The organism is Leptospira sarikeiensis (assembly GCF_004769615.1).
In the GTDB taxonomy this organism is placed as follows: domain Bacteria; phylum Spirochaetota; class Leptospiria; order Leptospirales; family Leptospiraceae; genus Leptospira_B; species Leptospira_B sarikeiensis.
Genome location: NZ_RQGF01000035.1, coordinates 121,787 through 143,809, shown reverse-complemented (window position 1 = coordinate 143,809; position 22,023 = coordinate 121,787). Strand labels below are relative to the sequence as shown.

Sequence of the window (22,023 nt, the reverse complement as noted above, 5' to 3'; positions counted from 1 at the left end):
CGTCGATTGGAAATCCTTCCGATCGAATGATTGAAATCATAACGTAATGGATCAGAATGAAATTCCCGGGAATGCCGGAACAGTTTTAGTTACCGGAGGAAGCGGCGGGCTTGGTCGTGCTCTCGTTTCCGAATTAGGAAACCAAGGATACAAGGTCATCAATTGGGATCTAACTCCTCCGGATCAAGTTCAGTCTCACGAGACTTTTTTAAAGATCGATCTCACTTCCGTTATTGAACTCGATCAGGCTTGCGGGATCTTAAAGGCAAATTTTCGTTCCGGGGCTTCTTCTTCTCGCCTGATTGGTTTTGTTCATTCCGCAGGTTACGGAGGACCTTACCATAAGATCACTGAAGTTTCTTTAGAAGAATGGGACAGGATCTTCTCCATCAATCTTCGCTCCGCATTTCAGATCACAAAGTCTTTACTTTCTATTTTTACGGAGAATAGTTTCGGAAGACTCGTTTATATAGCTTCTTCCTTATCAGTACAAGGAAGTGCGTTGTCGGTTGCATATTCTTCTTCCAAACATGGGATCATAGGTTTTATGAAATCGATCGCAGCAGAATGGGGAGAAAAAGGGATCACTTCTAACGCGATCAGTCCCGGATATATGGAAACCAAAATGGGGATCCAAGAAGATCAGGTAAACGATCATCGTAAAAAGATCATAGAGATGACTCCGGTTAAAAAAATCGCTTCTCCGGAAGAGATTGCAAGAGTAGTTTCTTTTTTGATCTCTTCCGGATCCGGTTATATCAACGGAGCGAATTGGACTGTCGACGGGGGAATTACTTCGATTTAGTCTTTTTAGTTTTGGAAGAAGGTTTTAAAGATTTAGATCCTTGTCCCAAATGTAGGAAGATCTCTCTCAGTTCTTTTTTCTCTCCATTAACTTTTTCATCTATCCAGAGTTCATTTGTAGAAGGAGAAGAATCGAATTTGATCTTTCTTTTGAGTATTTTGCCTCTTCTAGAAAGTAGAAGTTCCGCTTTTTTGCCGGACCCGTACTGATTTAATATTTCCTTATAATTACTCGGAAGAACTCTTTTATCGTCTAATCCGATCCATTCATCCCCGATGTTAATATCAGTTTCTTTAATGGATTTTGTTAGAAGGATCTTACTTACGATCAGTCTTCCTTTTTCTTCCTTCACCTTAAAACCTGTTTCCAATTTCGGTTTGGAAGGAGTTCTTTCTATTCCGATCAGATAAAGATAATTTTCGATCGGGATCCGTTTCGGTTCCGAGATATAAGGATTGAATTCCAATTTTAGATCCAGGCCTGTGGCCTTCTTGGCTGTTTGGAAGAATTCGGTCTTAGTAAATCCTCTTTTTTTCTCCTGATGATATTGTTTGTTTAAGGCCTGCATGATATCTACTAAGGATTTTTTCCCTTTGGTTTGCTTTAGAATATATAGATGCATACCTAAAGAAAGGATCGCCCCTTTTGTATAATAAGAGATCCCGGTATTCGAAAAATTCGGATCAAATGGTCTGTTATAATATTTAGTCCATGCAGTAAAACTGGAATCTTCCAAGCTCATCCAAGATTCTCCCAGGGACTCTTCCAACTCTTGGATATCCTTCCAAAGTTTTGCAATATATTGCTGGGGAGAATACAACTCGCAAAGAAGAAGAAAATACGCATCGAAGAAACTTGTAACTCCTTCAGCGATCCATAATTCTTTTGTTAAATTCGGTTTTTGATAATCGAAAGGCCCTAATGCGATCGGTCGGATCCTTTTTACATTCCAGTGATGGAAATACTCATGAGATAGGAGTTCCAACAGAGTCCTATAATTGTCCGGACTGGACCAACCGTTCGGATCGAATTGATTGATACTACAATTTAGGTGTTCCAATCCACCGTATAAATTATCCGTCATGTCCAAAACGAATAAGTAATACTTATTCTCTGTTCCACCCATAAGTTTGATCTGGGTTTGGACGATCGTTTCTAGATCCTTGGAAATTTTCTTCTTATCCTTAGTTTCTAGATCTCCCAAAATTACCAGATCGAAATTACAACCCTCGGTAGAGAATGAGATATGTTTTTCATTCGTAAGAAGGATCGGACAATCAAAGAATTCGTCAAAATGTTTGGCTTTCCAAGTCTGTTTGGAACCTTCCTTCTTTTTTAGCCCTGTGTAACAATAGCGAAAAGGGGAAAGATTTTTCCAACTGAGTTCAATCTCGCTTTCTAAACGATCCTTCGGGTATAAAAATGTCGCAGGTGGATGGACTAAAATGAATTCACTTGTGAAAAAATTCGTCCGAACAGTATGTTCGAATCCGTGAACAATATAAGAGATCTTGAATGTCTCTCCCTTGGAGAAAACTTTCCAAGTATCCAGATCGATTTGTTCTATATGCCAGCCTGATTTGGATTGGACGAAGTTTACTTGGTGGATGGATTTGGAATAATCCCTGATCTTATAGGAACCAGGGGACCAATTCGGAATACTTAAAAGGGTTTCCTGTTTGTCAGGGTGGACTTCCATTTCCACCTTTAATAAATTTCTATGAGGTTGATAGGTATCTAAACTATATTTTACGATCACGCCTTAGGCACCGGCCTCTTTTAAGATCGCCTCTAAAGTTTCGGCGACCGTTTTTGTAGGATCTACTTTTCTCCAAACTTTTCGAATGGTTCCGTCAGGTCCTAACAAAAAGCTATCCCTAGAAAGTCCTTTGAACACTCTACCTTGCCATTCCTGATCTCCGTAAACTCCCAAAGGCCCGCTCAAACTCTGTTTCGGATCAGAGAGTAGTGGAAAACTCAAATTGAATTTATCAATGAATTGTTTATGACTATCCAATGAATCGGAGCTGATCCCATAAACTTTGGCGCCTGCCTCTTTGAATTTTTCTAGATTATCCCGATACGAGCATGCCTGTTTGGTGCAACCAGGGGTATCATCTTTTGGATAAAAATACAATAAGGTCCAAGATCCTGCGGAGTCTTTTGGAAGAGCGACAGTGTTTCCTTCGGAACTGGATAAACTTACTTCAGGTAATTTTTTACCTTCCCAAGCGTCGGACATAAAGTTTCCTCCTATTTCCCATCCGGATAGTTTCAACCGAAAAGGTTTTATCGAAAAGGAAAAAATCCGCTAAAAAACTCGAATTCTTGCAGTTTTTCTCATCAAATATACTGCTTCGTTTTGAGATTCGATTTTCAAAACCGGAGCTGCGAATACAAAGGTATGTCGGCGACTTTTTTTCGACAAGCCTATCATAGGCGAATAACGCATGATCCAAAAACAGAAAATTTCAGCTTTTACATTCCAGTCCCTATTCTTCCTTTTTTTATTCCTATTTGTTTTTCAATCTTTGGCCTCTCAAGAAGAAGAGCCGGCTCCAGGCTGGAAAGATCTGGATCTGAAACGTTTGGAATGGGAATCCGTAAAGGGATTTAAGCAAGAGTTTAAGGACGGATTTGGATCGGAAGAAGAAGGTTTTCTGAAGATCGAAAAATTTCCGATCGTTCTGAACCAATTATACAAAACTCCAGTGTCGGAAAGACTACAAGAGTTTACCGTTCAGACAAAATTTAATTTAGGTTTCGATCCTAAAACTCAGGCATTTTTAAATCCGATCCGTTTGTATTTAAATTTTATAGGCGAAAACTGGGAGATCTACTTAAACGGACATCTTCTTCAAAAAGAGATCCATTTGGATCAGAATGGGAAAATGCAGATCCGCAAAACTCTGAGAGATCTAGAGATCCAAGTAGATTCTAGTCTTCTGAAAGAAGGGGAGAATCGGATCGTTTTCCATTTACTAGGAGATGCTCCTGCGATCCAACTTTCAGAAGAAAAATATTCTACACTCTCTTCTATATTCACTCCTACGAACGTGGATCTGGGATTTTATTTGGATGGGGATTATACTTTAGGAGTAGAATACGATTTTTCAAAAAAGGTCGGAGTACTTCTCAATTTAAGTTTAAATACGATCTATATTTTTTTCGGGTTATATCATCTTCTCATTTTTTCTAAAAGAAGAACGGATAAGTATAATCTGTACTTCGGAGTATTCTCCATTTCGATGGCAGTGTATTCTTTGAGTAGATCCACGATCATCTTCGATTTTATTCAGGATACGACCTGGATTACTCGGATCGAATACGGTTCTGTTGCGCTACTTGCGTCTTTGTTCCTACTTTTTTTGCATGATTATTTTTACGGTTCCACTTGGCCGAATGCAGCGATCGTAACGATCAGTTCTTGGAGTTTTCTGATCTTTCTTTTCTCCTTCTTTGCTCCTTTTCAATATTTAATTACAAGCTTAAGAGCATGGCAGATCTCTATTCTTCCTTCTTTAATTTATCTATTGTACTTCATGGGAAAAGCGGTCTATTTACGCAAAAAAGACGCTTCTCTCATGGCGATCAGTATGTTCATCATCGTATTTATATCCGGCTACGATGTGTTGGATTCTATGTTCTTCCAATCAGGGATCCGGTTCACTCAGTTCGCATATCTTCTATTTGTGATCTCTTTAACTACAATTCTCGCAAACAGATTCATCGATCTATACAAACAGTCCGAAGAATTGAACATAGAACTCAGTCATCAAAAACTTGAGCTCGCGCGTCAAAAGAATGCATTCTTCCGATTTGTTCCGATGCAGTTTCTAAGCGTGCTTGGAAAAGATTCTGCAGTAGATGTAAATCTAGGAGATTCCGCATTAAGAGAGATGAGTGTGCTCTTTACGGATATTCGATCTTTTACAACGATCTCTGAGAAGATGACTCCTGAAGAAAACTTCAAGTTTATCAATGGATACTTGGCGAAAATGGAGCCGCTGATCCAAAAGTACGAAGGTTTTGTGGATAAGTTTATGGGGGACGCGATCCTCGCTTTATTCTCGGCAGAAAGAGTGATCCATTCGGAAAATCATTGGGAAGGAAAATCCGCCGCAGACAGGGCAATCCTTGCTGCGATCGATATGAGAAGAAGGGTTCGTGAATTGGAGGAAGAGGTCGTAGGAGCTCATGGACATGTGAAAGGTGTTCGGATCGGAATAGGAATCAACACCGGAAGTTTGATGCTCGGGACTGTAGGATCTTCTCATAGACTAGATACGACAGTGATCGGAGATACGGTCAATGTTGCGTCCAGATTGGAAAGTCTTACAAACTTGTATAAGGCGGACATATTAATTACTCAACATACTTTATCTAGTCTTACCATCGCGGATGAACTCGCGATCAGAGAAGTGGATTCCGTAGTGGTCAAAGGAAAAAGCCAGCCGATCGTAATTTACGAAGTATACGAATCGGACGATCCTCATATTCGCAAATTGAAGGATGCTACGATCGCGCTTATTTCCAGAGGGATTATTCTATACAAGGTCGGGAATTTTAAGGAAGCTCTGCAGAATTTCGAACAAGCCTTAAAAGTATATCCGGAAGATATAGTGGCGATCTTATACAGAAAACGTTGCCAAGAATATATAGAATCTCCTCCTGTAGGTAATTGGGTCGGAGTACAACATCTTTTAGAAAAGTAGATTCTCGTTTTTCGCTTTCCAGAAGATCCTAAGATCTTGAGAATGAGCACCTATGATTTCTTATCCAGTTTATAAACTGATCCATATCTTAGGAATTTTATTCTTATTTTCAGCTTACGGCGGTCTTGCTCTTCACGTAATTGGAGGAGGCACAAAAGAGAACGCTCCTAAAAAATTAATCGCATCCGCTCACGGACTCGGAATGACCTTCATACTGGTCGGTGGTTTTGGGATGCTTGCAAGGATCGGGCTTCTCACAAGTTTTCCTGGTTGGGTAATTGCAAAGATCGTAATTTGGTTGGTATTCGGTGGTCTATTGACTGCATATTACAAAAAACCTGAATTTGCAAAGATCTTATGGTATGGTTTACCGATCCTCGGGACTTTCTCCGCTTATTTAGCATTATATAAACCGTTTTAAGTTTTTAGAGAATTGAATTAAATAAAGATCCGATTCGAGTATCGAAACGGAAATGAACATGAGGGAATAATATGGCTAAGGTAACTCCATCCAAATCCGGTAAAAAACCGGCTTCCAAAAAAGATTCCGCGATCAAACCTATCAAAGATTTTATCGGCTCCAGAAGTCTTCCAGCCCCGGTAGATCGTTTGGAAGATGTTCGCAGAAGGGCCAGAAGATTTAGAGATAAATTTTTATCGGGACCCCAGGTAGTATATTATAAATCTTTTGATTTAGTCCGAGTCCCTTATCCTACAAAATACGCTCTTTTGAACGCATTTAGTCTTCCCACACCTTTCCTTCATATCATCAATCGATTGTTCATCATCCAATACAAAACTTCCGACGGGATCAGGACCTTACTCTTTTCCCCTTCCGATGTGGATGCAAATGCTGAAACTCCTTTTTTCAAAAGGCTTTCTCAAAGTTTCGGTCCTTTCCAGAACCTTGGAAGAAAGATCATGGCTCCCACATTAAATACGGTCGAAGAATGTTTGAAACAAGTAGGACTTCCTCCTGAACAAGTGGACTATATTTCCTTCGACCATTTGCATACCCAAGATCTTCGTAAATGGTTAGGTGCAAACGGGCAGCCTGGATATTTCCCGAACGCAAAACTTTTAGTAATGAAAGAAGAATGGAATTCTATCCAAGGACTTCTTCCTCCTCAATCGGATTGGTATTGTCCAAATGGTTCCGGAGGAATTTCCATGGACAGAGTTGTCTTACTGGACGCGGATACTGATCTTGGTGGGGGAGTAGCTCTTATCAAAACTCCTGGGCATACATACGGGAATCACAGTTTGGTCGCAAACACTCCCGAAGGGATCTTTGTAACCAGCGAGAACGGGGTAAGCGCAGACAATTATAACCCTTTAAAATCCAGGATCCCTGGAGTCAGGAAATATGCGAAGAATACCGGAATGGAAGTCATCTTAAACGGAAACACTTTGGAGATAGGATTGGATCAATACATCTCCATGGTATTGGAAAAGGAAATTGCAGGGCCTTCTTTACGGGATCCTGAGTTCTTTAACGTTATGCCTTCTTCGGAGATGAGCGGGTTTTGGTTATTTCCAGGAACAAGCCCAACATTCTCCTTCGGACAATTGGAATTCGGAAATCTCATAGTAAAATAGGAATATAAATGAACATACTCATCACAGGTGCAAGCGGAGGTTTAGGAAAAAGTCTCGCGGAGAAAGCCTATTCTTTAGGTCATAATATTGTTCTGACGAATCTGAACGAAAAAGGACTCAAAGACTACGTTTCCAAACAGAAATGGGATAAAAACAGAGTGCTCACCGCAAAATTGGATGTAAGTTCTCCTTCCGATTGGAAGAAGACAATGGACTTCGTCTATAAAAAATGGGGGAAGTTGGATATCCTAATGAACGTTGCAGGATATCTTTTACCTGGATACATCTATAATATTTCTCCCAAAGACATAGACAGGCATATGGACATCAATGCAAAAGGTCTGATGTATGGAACAAGAGAAGCTGCCATCCGTATGATTGCTCAAGGCAATGGCCATATTATTAATATCGCTTCTTTGGCAGGAGTCGCTCCAATTCCTGGGATCTCTTTGTATTCCACTTCTAAGTTTGCAGTTCGAGGATTTTCCTTGGCGGTTGCTGCGGATCTAAAACCTAAAAACGTTTTTGTGAGCGTGGTTTGTCCTGACGCGATCCAAACTCCAATGCTTGATTTACAAAAAGATTATGAAGAAGCCTCTATGACTTTTTCAGGGAACAAATATTTAAAAACGGAAGATGTTACTGAGATCATATTTAACAAAGTGATCCCTAAAAAACCTTTGGAAGTGTTGATCCCAGGTTCCAGAGGATTTTTGGCAAAGATAGGAAGTTTTTTCCCGGGAGCGAATGCACTTCTTGGACCTTCTCTCAGAAATAAAGGAAGAAAGAAACAGACCACTTACGTAACAAAATAACGTGGATCTTTCCTACTTCATCAATTTGGCCGGAGTTACAGTGTTTGCTGTCTCCGGCGCATTGGCAGCCGCCGAAAAGAAAACATATCACGCAGACGCGTTCAGCGTTTTTTTCACAGGGTTTATCACTGCGATTGGTGGAGGAACCTTAAGAGACATCACTCTGGGAAATTACCCAGTTTCTTGGGTTTCAGATTCGAATGTTCTTTGGGCGATCTTTGCAGGTTTTGCGATTACATTTCTTTTTCCTAGGTATCTGATCCGAATGAAAACAGGGATTTTCTTTTTTGATACTGTAGGGATCGGGATTTACACAGTGATCGGGACTCGTATTTCATTATTAGGTGGAGTAAATCCTTTTGCCTCTGCAATACTCGGAATGGTATCTGCAGTATTCGGAGGAGTAATCCGAGATACATTGATCAACGAAGTCCCTATGATCTTCAGGAAAGAGATTTATGCGACTGCATGTTTAGCAGGTGCGATCTTGTATATTATTCTGGATCGGTTCGGTGTGGACGGAAGTTTGAATACCGGAATTTCCGCTTTAAGCGTAATTATAATTCGAATGATCGCTGTTCGATTTAATCTTTCTCTCCCTAAATTCCGTTTGCCTGAATAGATCCATTTCTTAAAATCCGAATCGGATTTCTTTCGGAGAGAATACATGTATAGAAAAGGTTCTAATCCTAGAATGCTCTGGCTTTTTGCAGTTTTACTTTTAGTGGTTTTATTTATGAAACCTAAGGACAACGGAGCTGGATATACTCCTTATTTTCATACTTTAAATTTGGAACTTAAAGAAAGAGGTCCAGGAAAACCGATCGTACTTTTGGACTTGGACCGTTTAGATTCCAATTTGAAAGTTCTAAAAGAAAAGATCAAACCACCTTTAGAATATAGAGTCGTGGTAAAGTCCCTTCCATCTTTGGATCTTCTAAAATACATTGTTCGATCTACTGGATCTAAACGACTCATGGTGTTTCATTCGGGAGATGTCGCAATGCTCTTGAATGATCCTGAATTCCAAAAGTTTGATATTCTTTTAGGAAAACCGATGCCTGTTTCCGCTTTGGAAGATATCTATTCCAAAACTAAAAAAGAAAATTTCCAGTCTGCACAATGGCTTGTGGATACTTCTAAAAGGGTAGAACAATATCTTAGTTTTGCAAAAGAGAAGAATATAAAGTTAAAATTAAGTTTGGAAATCGATATAGGCCTACATAGAGGAGGTTTTCCTGAACCTGAGAGTTCTCTGTCATTGTTGGAACTCATACAAAATAATCCACAAAGCCTGGAACTTTCAGGATATATGGGATACGAACCACATGTTGCTTCCGTTCCTGTGATCTTTGGAAATAAAATTGCGGCTATGGAAAAATCTCTCCAGAGTTCTTTGCAAACATATTCCTCTTTTATCGAAGAAGGAAAAATCAAATATCCGACATTATTCAAGAAAGAGTTGGTATATAACGGGGGAGGAAGTAAAACCTATGGCTTCTACCAAAAAAATCCTGGTGTAGTAAACGATGTATCTCTTGGATCTGCTCTTGTAAAACCAACAGATTTCGATGTGGAAAGTTTAGAAGAACATTCTCCCGCAGTCTTTATAGCTACTCCTGTATTAAAAAAATTGGAAGGAACGAAGATCCCGTTTTTAGAATCCTTTTCCTTTTTATTCCCGATCTGGAATCCAAATCAAGAGATCACCTATTTTATCTATGGAGGAGCCTACTCGGCAAAGAAGGAATCTCCTAGAGGTTTAGAAGATAATTCCTTATTCGGTTCTAGCACGAACCAAAGTATCCTAAACGGATCCAAAAAAACGGAGCTTGAGCCTGACGATTATGTATTCTTCCGACCTACACAAAGCGAGAAGGTAATGGCGGAGATGGGAGAAATCCATCTACTCAGATCCGGAAAATTGAGCGGTACCTGGAAATGTTTTATTAACTAAATCGGGTCAAAAATTTTAGATCTTATATCTGGATCAGTCTAACAGAGAAGCCGAAAGTCACCTTCGGCTTTTTTAAAATTTAACCGAATGATTCAAAACGAAACACTTTCCAATCGTACGATGGCAGGTTACGCGTCTGCAGAAGCAGGGATCACTGCCGTTGAAACGATGGCCCAAATTTATCTTTTGGATTTTTATGTTTCCGTAGTCGGCTTAAAACCTTCCTTATTTGGGATCGCAATGCTCATTGCGATCTTATGGGATGCAATCAGCGATCCTATCATGGGATATATTTCGGACAAAACCGGATTTTCAAACGGAAGAAGAAGGCCTTATATTTTAGCAGGCGGGTTTTTGCTGGGACTCGGGGCCTATTTTTTATTTTCGCCTCCAGAACTTGCATCACAATTTTCTAAATTTTTATACTTAGTCGCCACGTATTTTTTGGTGAATACGTTTATGACAGTCATCGCAGTCCCTCATATTAGCTTAGGAGGAGAGATCAGTTTCACTGGCGGAGAAAGAAATCGGATTTTCGGTTGGAGATTATTCTTTGCGAATCTGGGACTTTTATCCGGCTTACTTCTGCCTGCAATCTGGAGTTCGAGAGAGAATAGCTCCTTTGCCTCTAGGAGTTTATCTTCCGTTACGATTGCGGTCATTCTTATTTTTGTATCCTTACTTTCTTATGTTTCCACAAAAGGAAAAGACAAACCTAATATAAGAGAAAAAACAAAAGAAAGTTCGGCGACGGAAAACTTTTTGGATTTTTTTAGATCCGTAAGATCCATATTAAAAAATCGTTATTTTCTCCCATTGCTTATGGCGTTCATAATAGCGACCGCTGCGAGAACATTGAACTCTTCGATCGGTTTATTATATTATAAAGAAAGATTATTATTGGAAGATTCTCAAGTGGTAGTCCGGATACTTCTGCCCTTTGCACTTTTTCTTACGATATCCATTCCGTTTTGGATCTATTTAGCTAGAAAATTCGGCAAAAAATGGCCCGCGTTCTGGGGGAGTTTGCTCTTAGGAGTGATGACTGTATTTCTGTATCCGATCCTTCCTCAAGGTTCGTATGAGGCTCCTTTATTCGCCTCTTTTTTCGGGGGAATATTCGCAGGTTCCATTTTACTTTTCGATTCCTTGGTGGCCGATGTTGTAGACTACGACGAACTTTTAACCGGGCAAAAAAGAGAAGGTGCTTACTTCGGATTTTGGAAAATGGCCACTAAAGTAGTTAGAGCGATCGGTTTTGCATTTTTAGGATTTCTTTTAGAAGAGATTGGATACAAAACGGGGGCCGGGGCCCAGGAACCGGAGCTTGGTTGGAGACTCGCTTTATTGTTCGGACCGATAGTAGGGACTTTTTTCATTCTAGGGGCAATCGTATTCTCTAGAATGGGACTAACTCCTGAAGTCCATTCTAGGATACAAACTCTTCTATTAAAAAAACGAAATATTAGAGAAACAAGAAGATCCGGCGTTTCCGCCGGATAAGGATCTTAACTTAGTACTTATACTTCTTCTTAATCTCTTTCAAAGCATCTTGTATATGCTTTTGGCGAACCTGAGGTCTCAGGTTTTTTCGGATCGGAAGATAACTTTCTGTGGTAGCCAGGCTCTTATGCCCCAAAAACTCTCTGATATCTTCTAAACTTTTTCCTTCCGCCAATTGATGGATCGCTCTACTATGGCGCAAAGTAAATAGGGTCACTTGGTTTTTAATTCCAGCGTCTTTTGCAAGATCTCCTACAAGTCTTTCCACATTTCTAGAAGTTAAATGTGTACCTTGGTATTTTCCAGGAAATAAGAAAGATGTCTTTTCCGTTCCGACTTCTTTTTCAAACTTCTTTAGGATTTTCTGAAGTTCAGGATCCATGGACACAGTCCGATTTTGAGTGGGGATCGGAGAATCCACTTTGATCGTTTTTTTAGAAAGATCGAATTGCCCCCATTTAAGCCGAATGATCTCACCTACACGTAATCCTGCATAATATGCAAGCCCGCAAAGAAGATGTGATCTAGGGGACTCTGAAGCAGTCTCTAAAAGTAAAGAGATCTCTTTTTGACTTAAAACCTTAGGAGTTTTATATTCTCTCGCAGGTCTTCTAAAGTCCTCGAATACGTTCATATCCAGAACTTCTTCGAAGAACATTTTTAAAGAGCTAATATTGATCTGGATTGTAGAAGAAGATACCTTCTTCTTTCTCAGATGTTCTATGTATTTTTCGATATCCTTTGTGACCACTTTTTCAGCGGGTTTATCCGCGAATAAGAGGAAGTCTAAATTATATCTAAGATAAGTATATTCCGTCGCTTTTTTATAATTTCTCTGCCGAATTACTTTTACCAGTTTCTCGAAGGAAGCTTTATTCTTCCTCGGGACCTCCGTTTCTATCATCTCGGACCTCTAGTTCTAACTGTATCATTTTTCTTTTTTATAAACCCGAACGATCTTAAAGAGATTTGTTTAGGTTTGTAGGAATTCCTACAAACCGGGAACGCAATAAAATCGATTTTTTTCTTATCCGGGCTATTACGAAGGTTCTAATTCCATTAGAAAGACGTAAAGATATTTCTGTTTTTGGAATATTCCTAAAATTCAGGGCGTTTAAGAAAAGGGCAGAACGCCCTTTTAGTATTATGCCCAGCCGGATCTGCGTAGGATTTCCTCGCAAACCTCTTCTACGCTGCGGTCATCTAGAGCAATTTGGAAATCGGAATGGGCTCTATATTGGGGAAGCCTGGACTCTAAGATCGTTTTATAAGACAGAACGGCGCTCAAGGGAGGTCTTGTAGGATCATTCTGGATTTTTTCTACTAAGTATTCCGATTTTCTAGAAAGGGAAATGATTGTCGCGGTGTCCTTTAGGATCTTAACCTTTCTATCGCTTACGATTTCCTTACCGGAATCGTCCTGATCGAATAAGATCCCACCTCCACAGTCCAAGATCAAATTTTTAGAACTCGATATCTGTTTCAGAATTTCGAATTCCAAGTCTCGGAACGGCTTCCAATTTCCGGAATGTGATTTTACAAAATCCGGAATGGAAACGCCACCTGTCAGGTAGACAGCTATCATGTCGGTAGAAACAACCGGTTTGCCTGTGAGCTTGGAAAGTTTACGGGAGATTTTAGATTTTCCGACGCCTCTAGGACCGATCAGTGCAATGTTTTTCAAACCGAGATCAACTCTTCGATATGTTTCGCCATCTCGGGTAAAAGAGTGTAATACATTTGCAGATCTCCCTCTGACACACCTACGTTTTGTAAGGCTTTAGGAGAGAGTGGAATTTTCAAACCGCCTATGTCAATTCCCATTCCGCCAAGGATCACAATACAGTTTGCGATATGAACTACGGAAACAAGTTCTGGGAATTGGGCCGCTTTTTCAGGTTCAGTGTAGAAGCTAGCGACCTCGATCAATTCCTGAGGGAAATTCCATTTGGATAAAAGTTTTGCTCCCGCTTCTTGGTGAGTATAACCGAAAAACTTTGTTTCAAGATCCGTATAAGGTCCTTCGTAAGTCTGTAACTCGGTCCTAAATTGCATAAGCACAGTAGGGAAAAATTCAGAAAGGATCACTTTGCCTATATTATGCAAAAGTCCTGCGGTAAAAACTACGTCCTTATCTATCTTTAATTTTTTCTGAACAGCGATCCTCATCGCAAGTTCCGCGACGATCAAGGAATGGAGCCAGTTCGCTTCTCCTTCAACTTGATAACCTTTCAGTTCTTTCTTTAAGATCCCTTTGGTTTCGTTCAGTAGAATGATTTCTTTAACGGTTTTAATTCCTAGAGTCATTAAAGATTCTTGTACAGTCTTTACAGGTTTTGCAGGGCGAAAATATGCGGAGTTGGAAAGTTTGATAACCGCAGCGGTTAATCCCGGATCTTTCGAAATTTCCTTAGCAAGATCCGCAATGACAACGTCCGGTTTTCCTACCATCTCCATTACTTTACTTACAACGGAGGAAATTTTAGGAAGCTGGGCTTCGTTTTCAAAAAGTTGGTCTATCTTTTCCTTCATACGTGCCTACCTGACCTTATAAAGGTACTTTTCGAATCCGCCTTTTTTTAAAAGGATCCTGCCGTCGTCCAAATAGAGGCTGATCGTTCTTCCTTCATGACCGCCTACCTCTTCTACGAGTAACGTTATTTTTTCTTTATCTAAAAATTCTTTAGCAACAGTTACGTTTAGATCGCCTATGTTTTGGAGAAAACTGGAGTTCATTCCTTTGAACATAGATGCGCCGCCGAATAGACGAGCAAAATATTCTCCCTTAGTGCAACCTAACTCCGCCATTTTTTTTACTAGTTCAGGCAGGGCAGTCTCCGCATATTTATGCGGATTTTTGGAAGCATCTTTTCCGGAAGGATCCTTGGCTAACATGATATGAGCCATTGCTCCGACCTTTTTCTCCGGAGAATATAAGACGACTCCGATACAGGAGCCTAATGTGGTGCGGATCACGGAAGGCGATTGGCCGCCTTGAATATCCGCGATCCCGACGTTTATAATCTTTACGTCCTTATTAAGCATATTCTATAGTCAGTTAAAAACTCAGTTAGTTCTAATAAAATCTAAATTCGGTCGTTTTAAAACCGATCCCATCTACGAAAATCCCGACTTCGGAAAAAGACGAGCCGGATTAGTATTCCAGGATCATGTCAGTTCCATCAAATCTTTTTTATCTAAAATTCTTTTGTAATGGAACCGAATTATGTGACGATTTTTCCCTAAAAAATTCCCGTAGGAATTCCTACTCTTTTTAGAAAAATTGAGTTTCATAACATTCAGCTTGAGGGAACGTATGTAAACAAAGGAAAATGTCTCTCTTGCAAACAATCGCATCATCCGAACCGATCCGCAGCTTGGAATTAAACGGTTCTCAAATTATCATACTGGGGACTGCTCATATCAGCCAAAAAAGTATCGATGAGGTATCCAGGATCATCCAAGAAGAAAAACCTGATACTGTCTGTGTGGAACTTTGCGCTTCCAGAATGAGATCCGTTCAGGATCCAGATCATTGGAAAAAATTGGATATTTTTAAAGTGTTTAAGGAAAGAAAGATGTGGCTTCTTCTTTCCAGTCTCATTCTCTCTTCTTTCCAAAAAAAATTAGGCCATGGAAATATTCGTCCTGGAGACGAAATGAGAAAAGCGATCGATGAAGGAAATAAGATCCATGCTAAGATCGTTCCTGTGGATCGGGAAATCTCGACCACTTTAAAAAGAGCATGGTGGAACGTGGGATTTTGGAGTAGAATGTTCTTATTCTCTACACTCGTTAGTTCTTTGATCGCCAAAGAAGAAATTTCTCCCGAGAAGATCGAAGAGATGAAATCCGACGACGTGCTAAAAGATCTATTCTCCCAACTTCCTTCCAGATATCAGTCCGTTAAAAATGTGATCATAGACGAAAGAGATTCCTATCTTGCTCAAAGAATAAGGGAACAAGCTGCAGTAGGGAAAAAGATCTTTGCAGTGGTCGGAGCGGGACATTTAGAAGGGATCATGAAGAATATTTCGGAAGATCGAAATATTGAACATCTGGATATTCTTCCTACAAAAGGTTTTTGGGATATTGTTCGACCTTTATTATTTCCTGCGATCATTATTTCTGCGTTTACCGCATTGTATTGGTTCGGAGGAAAAGAAGAGGGGCAGGAATTCCTGGTTCGTTGGATCCTTGTGAAGGGTGGACTTGCCGCTCTTGGGGCGATCATCGCTTTGGCTCATCCTATTTCCATTTTACTTGCTTTTATCGCCGCGCCTATCGGTAATTTTAATCCGATCATTAAACCTGGTTGGGTCGCAGCATTATCCGAGTCTTGGTTTAGAAAACCTTTGGTCGAAGATTTTGAAAAATTGGGAGAAGATACCGAAACTTTCAGCGGATATTGGAAGAATAAGGTGACTCGGATCTTTTTAGTATTCATGCTTCCTCAGTTGGGAAGTAGCATCGGGACTTTTATAGTATCCAAACAGATTTTTGATAAAATTATAAAATTTATAGGCGCTTTTTTCTAATAATCGCGTACGATCTTGAACCCCTATGCGGAAAAAAATACGGAATCAACTTAAAGTTTTTATTATTCTTGTGATCGTATTTTTTTCTTCTCTTTCGGTTTGGGGAGAAGGGCAGGCCTATGAAAAAAAGGATAGGCTTTTCTTAGAGCAGAAAATGGACGGGGTGCCTCTTCTGCCTTATCTATCCGTAATCCAGGATGAGTCCGGTAAAAAAACATTTCCTGAAATACTAAAAATTTTCGATCGGGGAGAATCCGAAAAGATCTCTCAAAATAGTTTAGGATATTCTAAATCTGCGATTTGGGTCCGTTTAAGAACTGAAAATTTAAAAGACAAAACTATAGAATGGATCCTTGAGATAGATTATGCACTTTTGGATTTTGTAGATCTTTATGTGGGAAGAAACTCCAGTTCTGCATCTAATTTCTCCGGAGACTTAAGAGAGTTCGGTTCTCGTCCTTTAGAACATAGAAATTTTGCATATCCTTTCACAGACGAGCCTGGCGCCAAAAGAGAGATCTATTTCCGGATCGCTAGTTCCAGTTCCATTTTACTTCCATTCTTGGCGTTTTCCAAAAACGAATTCTCCGAGCATGCTTTCGAAGAACAACTGGCATTAGGTTTGTATTACGGGTCCATGCTCATCATGGTGGTATATAATCTTTTTCTATTATTTTCTACTCGTGATAAAAGTTATCTATATTATCTTTTTTATATATAATCTTATATATTATTTCAATTTACCCTGAATGGTCTCTCTTTTCAGTATTTATGGAGAAATTCTGTCTTCTGGGCGAATTACAGCCTTCCGTTCTCCATTTTCACGGTGTTACTTGCCGCAGGAGCTTTTAGTCGTTCCTTTTTAAATGCCCCGGAATATACCCCTAAGACTTCTAAAATCTATTATGTGCTATTTGCTCTTTGTTTAGGCGGAATGTTCTCAACTTTGTTCTTCTGGGAATATAGGACTGCGATCATGTGCAGCTTGGTCCTTATGTTCTGCGCTCTGCCTTTTATACTCTTGAACGGTGTACAATCTCTTATTTCAGGAAGAAGAGAGGCTAAATATTTCTTACTAGCTTGGTCATCGTTTTTGCTCTTTAGCTTTTTGTTCGGATTAAAATCTTTCGGAGTTCTACCGAATAATTTTTTCACACTTTGGGGGATCCAGGTCGGATCAGTGATGGAAGTAAGCCTTCTTTCTTTAGGTTTAGCGGATCGTATCAAAGGACTTTCGGATCAGTTAAGATGTAGGGTAGAAGAGCTCGGAAAGATCCGGAACGAAGCAGAAGAGTCGGAAGCAAAATACAGAAGCCTTTTCGAAGTAGAAGAGGACTTTCTTTTTTCTTTGGACCAAAACTGGAACATACTCGCAGCGAACAAATCAGTGTCCAAACACTTGGGTTTTAAGCCGCAAGAAGTCATCGGCAAAAACTTTATGGAGTTGATCTATAAAGCAGGAGAGCTACAGGACGCTTATAAAAAATTATATGTATTAGAAAAATTGGAAGAACTCGCTTCTGAAGGAAAACCGGTAAGATTTTTAGGGGAGTTCCTACAAAAATATATGAGGGAACCGAAAGAACTACAGGTACAATTCCAAATTTTGGAATATGAGGGCCAAAGAGAAATATTAGGAAGAGCATACGAGCCGGATCAAGACTTAATGTCTAGATTTGTAGATGACGAGAAGACCGTCTATTCAGCGAACAATTATCTTCAGAATGCCGAGTTGCTTAGCCAAAGAATGACCACAAATTTATATAGATTCGTGGATCCGAGCACAATCACTGCTATGAGAAATTGTCTCAGAGAAATGATCATTAATGCGATCGAGCACGGGAATTTGAATATCAGTTTCGAAGAGAAAACTAGAGCGATGGCCGAAGGGAATTATTTCAGATTCGTCCAGGAAAGACAAAAGGATCCTTATTATAAATCTAAAAAGGTAAAAGTAGAGTATTCACTCTCCAGAGATAGATTGGGTGTGAGGATCACCGACGAGGGAAAAGGTTTTAATCATGCTAGGCTTCTGAAAAGCAGCATGGAAAAGCTGAATTCGGAAGGAATTACTCATGGCAGGGGTTTAACACTAACACTGTCCACATTCGACCTGGTAAAATTCAATAGTACCGGAAATCAGGTCACTTTAATTAAATATTTTTAATATAGGAAGAGAAGATGAAAAGCAGGATCCTAATTTCGGGAATATTGGTATTTTTGTTGGGGGCATGTGCTTCTTCTCCCGAACGTAAAAAGAAAGCCAAAGATCCGAATTCGGGTGTGGCGACTATCTCATCCGAGCTTAGATATCAATTCCTGGCTTCTCTAAAGGCCCAAGGAGGGAAACTTCCCGCAAGACTCGCCATCCTGAACATCGTCAACGAGGATGGAAGTAATTCCCAATTAGGAAGGCTTGTTACCGACAGACTTGGAAAAGAATTATTCGATCCGAAAACCTTTCAATTATTGGAAAGGGATAGGCTGAACCGTGTGATAGGAGAGCAGGATTTTCAGGCAAGCGGACTCGTTCTAAACGACCAAATCGTATCAATCGGTAAACTTTCCGGGGCTGAATATCTTGCTTTAGGTCAATTGGTATTTCAAGACCAGGAGTTCCTACTGAATGTGAGGATTGTCTCTTTGGGTGGAGTGATCTGTGCAACCGCGGACATAGTGTTCGATTCGGATAACGAGACTTATTCTAAATATAAAGAATCCGTTAAATAAGCTCCTTTCTTCTCGGGGAACTTAAGCCTTTATCTTCGATCAGTAATTACTTGAAGAATACGTTCGATTTCCTAGACTGTCTAGAAAGTTTATGAAAGCCCTCTTTCGTTTCCTGGTCTTTGGGACTTGTCTTTTTTCCGTAACTCAATTGTATTCCGATGTCCCGAAATATTCCGAGATGGACAAAACTTTATTGTCCGTTTGGAATAAAACGTTCCCAGTCCCCTATACAAAAATCCTAAAACGGGATCTGGCAGAGAAAGGTATTTTATATTATAGAAAGAATGCCAAAAAATCAGTGTATATCTATTCTTATCTCGTTTTTCTTCCGTTATACGGAGAGCAAAACGAAAAGCCTGTACAGAAGGAAGGGGGAAGGGAAGTGAAATTAAAACTTATATATGACCCTTCTTCCAAAGAAGAAAAGTATACGATTGAATTGGGCGAGTTCGATGAAATGTTTGATGCGAAAGGGATTATAAGATGGATCCGATAAATTCTGAATCTGAAAAATTGGTAAGGACCAAGATGATAGGTGAGGGCCTATCCGAGGAATTCACTTCCGATTTTATTTCTAAGATCCAAGAAGTCCGAAACGGAGAAACCGGGATCGTAAAATGGGAAGAAGTCGGAGACTTGGATCCAAGTAAAGACGAGATTTCCTTAGAGCAGATCGAGTCCGAATATCCAGGAGATCCTAAATACTTAAAAGAGTTAGTCGTTATCAAATTGAACGGCGGCCTCGGCACCAGCATGGGACTTTCCGGTCCTAAATCCTTGATAGAGATTAAGGACCAGATGAGCTTTTTAGAAGTTGTCTGTAGGCAGATCGAGTTTATCCGAAAAAAATACGAAATAGAGATCCCACTTATTCTAATGGATAGTTTCAGTACTCAGGACGAAAGTCAGGAAGAACTGAAAAAGATCAAATTTACTCAGAACTATCCTACAAGCTTCTTACAACATAAGGTTCCAAGATTGGTTGTGCCGGAATTAAAACCTCTGGAAATCTCCAAAGATAATCCGGAGGAATGGTGCCCTCCAGGCCATGGAGATATTTGGTTTACATTGCTCGAAACCGGATTATTGGATCGACTTTTAGAAAAAGGATACAAGGTCGCATTCGTTTCCAATGGAGATAATTTAGGCGCTACTGTTCATGCAGGAATATTAGAATATATTCTGAAACAAAATCTGGATTTTTGTATGGAGATGACCCCTAAAACTCTCGCCGATAAGAAAGGTGGAGCGATTTTCAGAAGGATCGTAAACGGGCAAAAGAAGAACTTACAATTATTAGAAACTGCTCAAGTCCCTCCGGATCATATGCACGAATTCGAGGGCTTAGGTAAATTTAGAACATTCTCCACAAATAATCTTTGGATACGATTAGATGTTTTAAAAGAGAAGTTATTATCAGGATCATTTAAACTCTCTTTGATCGTGAATCCTAAAAAGGTAGAAGGGAAGGAAGTTCTACAATTAGAAACTGCAATGGGTTCCGCGATCCAAAACTTCTCGAACACAAAGGGACTTATTATTCCAAGAGATCGTTTCGCTCCCGTAAAAAAATGTGAAGACTATCTTGTTAGAAGATCGGATGCATATGCTTTGAATCCTGATTTTTCCGTAACGATGTCGGAAGAAAGAAAGAAGGCAGGACTTGGAGAGCTTGTTGTTTCTTTAGATGAAGCGTATTATAAGAAGGTCAAAGATTTTAGTAATAGATTACAAGTGATCCCTTCTTTAGTGCGCTGCACCTCCTTGAAAGTGGAAGGTGATATTTTGTTTGATAAGAAAGTAATTATCGAAGGAGATGTTACTTTAGTAAACCAAGGGCCAGGACAGAGAAAATTATCCGAATTGGGTGTAGATCGAATTGCGAACGATAGTTTACGATTCCGCTTTACATAAAACAACAGTCGTTTAAAATCCAGTCCACGGGCTTGCCCGCATGCGAAGCCCTCCCTATGCCGATTAATGTCGCAAACGAAATGACCGATGCTTATGACTTAAAGCTAAGATCCTTTGATATGGGGGATCTAGAACAGTTCAAGACGGTATTCATTAATGAAAATCGTGGAAAGCCAATCTTCCTCCTTAGATTCCAGAATATTTCCACAGTTTCTCTAGTAGAATTCATACAACTCATACCACAAAGGATCGCGGACATAGAACCTTCACATAGGGAGCTATTTCGTTATTATGCTTACGGAGATAAGAAGAATCTTCTGATAGGCGTGGCTCCCTTAGACAATTCCGGCATGGTAAACTTAGCCAATTTCGATGCGGCTATGGGAAGATTCCATGACCATGCTGTTCGCACTGGCACATTAAATTTCGATTTCGGGATCGGAAGGACCCAATGCAATTATATCTCTTATGTAGAAGAGATATTTAGAGAGCTGGAAACTTCTTCTTTAAAAAATTTAAAGGATAATTTAGTTCGTTGGAGCTGGACTTATCTAAATCGAGTAAACGATTATTTCGCAAGCGAAAGAGCAGACGCAGTTATACAACCGATTATCCATTATAATCATAGGGACCATACTTTCTCCATGAAAGGTGGGGAAGTTTTCGTAGGAGGAGAGGCTTACGCAGGATATGCGGACCTGATCCGAGATATTCCTCATGATCAAGATCTGAATCGTATCGAACTTTTGATCTTAGAAAAATTGATCATGTCCTGCAGCGGTTCTCCCGGGCTTTTAAAGTTCAATATTTCTCCTCAAACTCTCATCGATACATTCGATACTGACGAGAAGGTGACCCGCTTTCACGAATTACTCCTAAAACAAAATCTGAATCCTCAAAACGTTCGTATGGAATTGATCGAAAAACCTTACGAAGAAGGGGAAGCGACTCTCAAATCAGTCTGTAGAAGATTCTGGAATTTCGGGATCAGCTTTGCTGCAGATGATTTTGGAGTAAAAAGCCAAAGCCACCAGGTGGTTTTGGATCTGGGAGAAATGATCAAAGAATTCAAGTTGGACCCGATCAGTTTCAAATTTAAGGCAGATCAGGATTTAACCAAATTTTTGGATAACCTCGCATTCATAGATTATTGCAGAAGACTTTCTGATAACCGAGAAGCTATCATCACAGCGGAAGCTTTGGAAGATATAGATTCTTTAAACTTCCTGATCACCCACCAAGTCTACTATTTCCAAGCGAACTTATTTTGTCGTAAGATTTGGATCCACGATTACCAGGAAAGATTCAAAGAAATGCAGAAGCTGCCGGAAACTGCGGTCACTAAAATTTTAAGCTCGCCTGAATTAACTCAGAGACTCAAAGAGATCGGAAATATTTTCGTTCTAGCAAAAGAAGTCGATCTTTTCTAATTTGTAGGAACTCCTAC

19 protein-coding genes and 1 pseudogene are annotated in these 22,023 nt (G+C 39.9%); 14 read left to right on the top strand and 6 right to left on the bottom strand.

From position 1 onward, the window contains the following. Window positions 1-46 precede the first annotated feature (46 nt). On the top strand, window positions 47-805 hold the full coding sequence (locus tag EHQ64_RS17465) for an SDR family NAD(P)-dependent oxidoreductase (protein ID WP_135651077.1): 759 nt from the start codon (window positions 47-49) through the stop codon (window positions 803-805). Here the strand turns inward: EHQ64_RS17465 and EHQ64_RS17460 are convergent. Continuing rightward, the gene (locus EHQ64_RS17460) at window positions 792-2,564 is read right to left on the bottom strand and encodes a M61 family metallopeptidase (protein ID WP_135651076.1); all 1,773 of its coding nucleotides are present in this window, start codon (window positions 2,562-2,564) and stop codon (window positions 792-794) included. The two genes, EHQ64_RS17465 and EHQ64_RS17460, sit on opposite strands and share 14 nt — an antisense overlap. Before the next feature lie 3 nt (window positions 2,565-2,567). Beyond that, window positions 2,568-3,047, bottom strand: coding sequence for a peroxiredoxin (locus tag EHQ64_RS17455; RefSeq protein WP_135651075.1), 480 nt, complete (start codon window positions 3,045-3,047; stop codon window positions 2,568-2,570). 208 nt (window positions 3,048-3,255) lie between these two features. Here EHQ64_RS17455 and EHQ64_RS17450 point away from each other — a divergent pair, with 208 nt between their 5' ends. The 7 genes from EHQ64_RS17450 (at window position 3,256) to EHQ64_RS17420 (ending at window position 11,394) form a co-directional block, all read left to right on the top strand. Next, window positions 3,256-5,520 (top strand): adenylate/guanylate cyclase domain-containing protein, encoded by a 2,265-nt coding sequence (locus tag EHQ64_RS17450; protein WP_135651074.1) that lies wholly within the window; start codon window positions 3,256-3,258, stop codon window positions 5,518-5,520. 52 nt (window positions 5,521-5,572) lie between these two features. Next, window positions 5,573-5,941, top strand: coding sequence for a hypothetical protein (locus EHQ64_RS17445; protein WP_135651073.1), 369 nt, complete (start codon window positions 5,573-5,575; stop codon window positions 5,939-5,941). A gap of 71 nt (window positions 5,942-6,012) precedes the next feature. Continuing rightward, a complete protein-coding gene (locus tag EHQ64_RS17440; RefSeq protein ID WP_135651072.1) occupies window positions 6,013-7,119 on the top strand; it encodes an MBL fold metallo-hydrolase in 1,107 nt (368 codons plus the stop codon). An 8-nt stretch (window positions 7,120-7,127) separates the two neighbouring features. Beyond that, window positions 7,128-7,934 carry an SDR family oxidoreductase gene (locus EHQ64_RS17435; protein WP_135651071.1) on the top strand — a complete coding sequence of 269 codons (807 nt, stop codon included), beginning with the start codon at window positions 7,128-7,130 and terminating at the stop codon, window positions 7,932-7,934. A gap of 1 nt (window position 7,935) precedes the next feature. Continuing rightward, window positions 7,936-8,556: a trimeric intracellular cation channel family protein gene (locus EHQ64_RS17430; protein ID WP_135651070.1), complete on the top strand. Its 621-nt coding sequence runs from the start codon at window positions 7,936-7,938 to the stop codon at window positions 8,554-8,556. 45 nt (window positions 8,557-8,601) lie between these two features. Then, on the top strand, window positions 8,602-9,891 hold the full coding sequence (locus EHQ64_RS17425; RefSeq protein ID WP_135651069.1) for an alanine racemase: 1,290 nt from the start codon (window positions 8,602-8,604) through the stop codon (window positions 9,889-9,891). An 87-nt stretch (window positions 9,892-9,978) separates the two neighbouring features. Further along, entirely contained in the window at window positions 9,979-11,394 is a 1,416-nt protein-coding gene (locus tag EHQ64_RS17420) for an MFS transporter (protein WP_246048828.1), read from the top strand. Between the two features lie 10 nt (window positions 11,395-11,404). Here EHQ64_RS17420 and EHQ64_RS17415 read toward each other — a convergent pair whose 3' ends face one another. From EHQ64_RS17415 to EHQ64_RS17400, 4 genes are all read right to left on the bottom strand, one after another. Continuing rightward, window positions 11,405-12,298 (bottom strand): tyrosine-type recombinase/integrase, encoded by an 894-nt coding sequence (locus tag EHQ64_RS17415; RefSeq protein WP_135651068.1) that lies wholly within the window; start codon window positions 12,296-12,298, stop codon window positions 11,405-11,407. Between the two features lie 240 nt (window positions 12,299-12,538). After that, the gene (locus EHQ64_RS17410; protein ID WP_135651067.1) at window positions 12,539-13,078 is read right to left on the bottom strand and encodes a shikimate kinase; all 540 of its coding nucleotides are present in this window, start codon (window positions 13,076-13,078) and stop codon (window positions 12,539-12,541) included. Next, window positions 13,075-13,926, bottom strand: coding sequence for an HDOD domain-containing protein (locus EHQ64_RS17405; RefSeq protein ID WP_135651066.1), 852 nt, complete (start codon window positions 13,924-13,926; stop codon window positions 13,075-13,077). The genes EHQ64_RS17410 and EHQ64_RS17405 overlap by 4 nt, the downstream gene beginning before the upstream one ends. 6 nt (window positions 13,927-13,932) lie before the next feature. Next, complete coding sequence (locus EHQ64_RS17400) at window positions 13,933-14,439, bottom strand: chemotaxis protein CheD (protein WP_135651065.1); 507 nt, start codon at window positions 14,437-14,439, stop codon at window positions 13,933-13,935. 287 nt (window positions 14,440-14,726) lie between these two features. Between EHQ64_RS17400 and EHQ64_RS17395 the strand changes: the two genes are divergently transcribed. From EHQ64_RS17395 to EHQ64_RS17370, 6 genes and pseudogenes are all read left to right on the top strand, one after another. Further along, window positions 14,727-15,932: a TraB/GumN family protein gene (locus tag EHQ64_RS17395; protein ID WP_246048827.1), complete on the top strand. Its 1,206-nt coding sequence runs from the start codon at window positions 14,727-14,729 to the stop codon at window positions 15,930-15,932. A 25-nt stretch (window positions 15,933-15,957) separates the two neighbouring features. Beyond that, window positions 15,958-18,099 (top strand): annotated as a pseudogene (locus EHQ64_RS20540) (7TM diverse intracellular signaling domain-containing protein). 14 nt (window positions 18,100-18,113) lie between these two features. Continuing rightward, window positions 18,114-18,662 (top strand): CsgG/HfaB family protein, encoded by a 549-nt coding sequence (locus tag EHQ64_RS17385; RefSeq protein ID WP_246048826.1) that lies wholly within the window; start codon window positions 18,114-18,116, stop codon window positions 18,660-18,662. A gap of 91 nt (window positions 18,663-18,753) precedes the next feature. Continuing rightward, the gene (locus EHQ64_RS17380; RefSeq protein WP_135651064.1) at window positions 18,754-19,158 is read left to right on the top strand and encodes a hypothetical protein; all 405 of its coding nucleotides are present in this window, start codon (window positions 18,754-18,756) and stop codon (window positions 19,156-19,158) included. Continuing rightward, window positions 19,146-20,576 (top strand): UTP--glucose-1-phosphate uridylyltransferase, encoded by a 1,431-nt coding sequence (locus EHQ64_RS17375; RefSeq protein WP_135651063.1) that lies wholly within the window; start codon window positions 19,146-19,148, stop codon window positions 20,574-20,576. The genes EHQ64_RS17380 and EHQ64_RS17375 overlap by 13 nt, the downstream gene beginning before the upstream one ends. 80 nt (window positions 20,577-20,656) lie before the next feature. Continuing rightward, the gene (locus EHQ64_RS17370) at window positions 20,657-22,006 is read left to right on the top strand and encodes an EAL domain-containing protein (protein ID WP_135651237.1); all 1,350 of its coding nucleotides are present in this window, start codon (window positions 20,657-20,659) and stop codon (window positions 22,004-22,006) included. The last annotated feature ends 17 nt before the right edge of the window (window positions 22,007-22,023 follow it).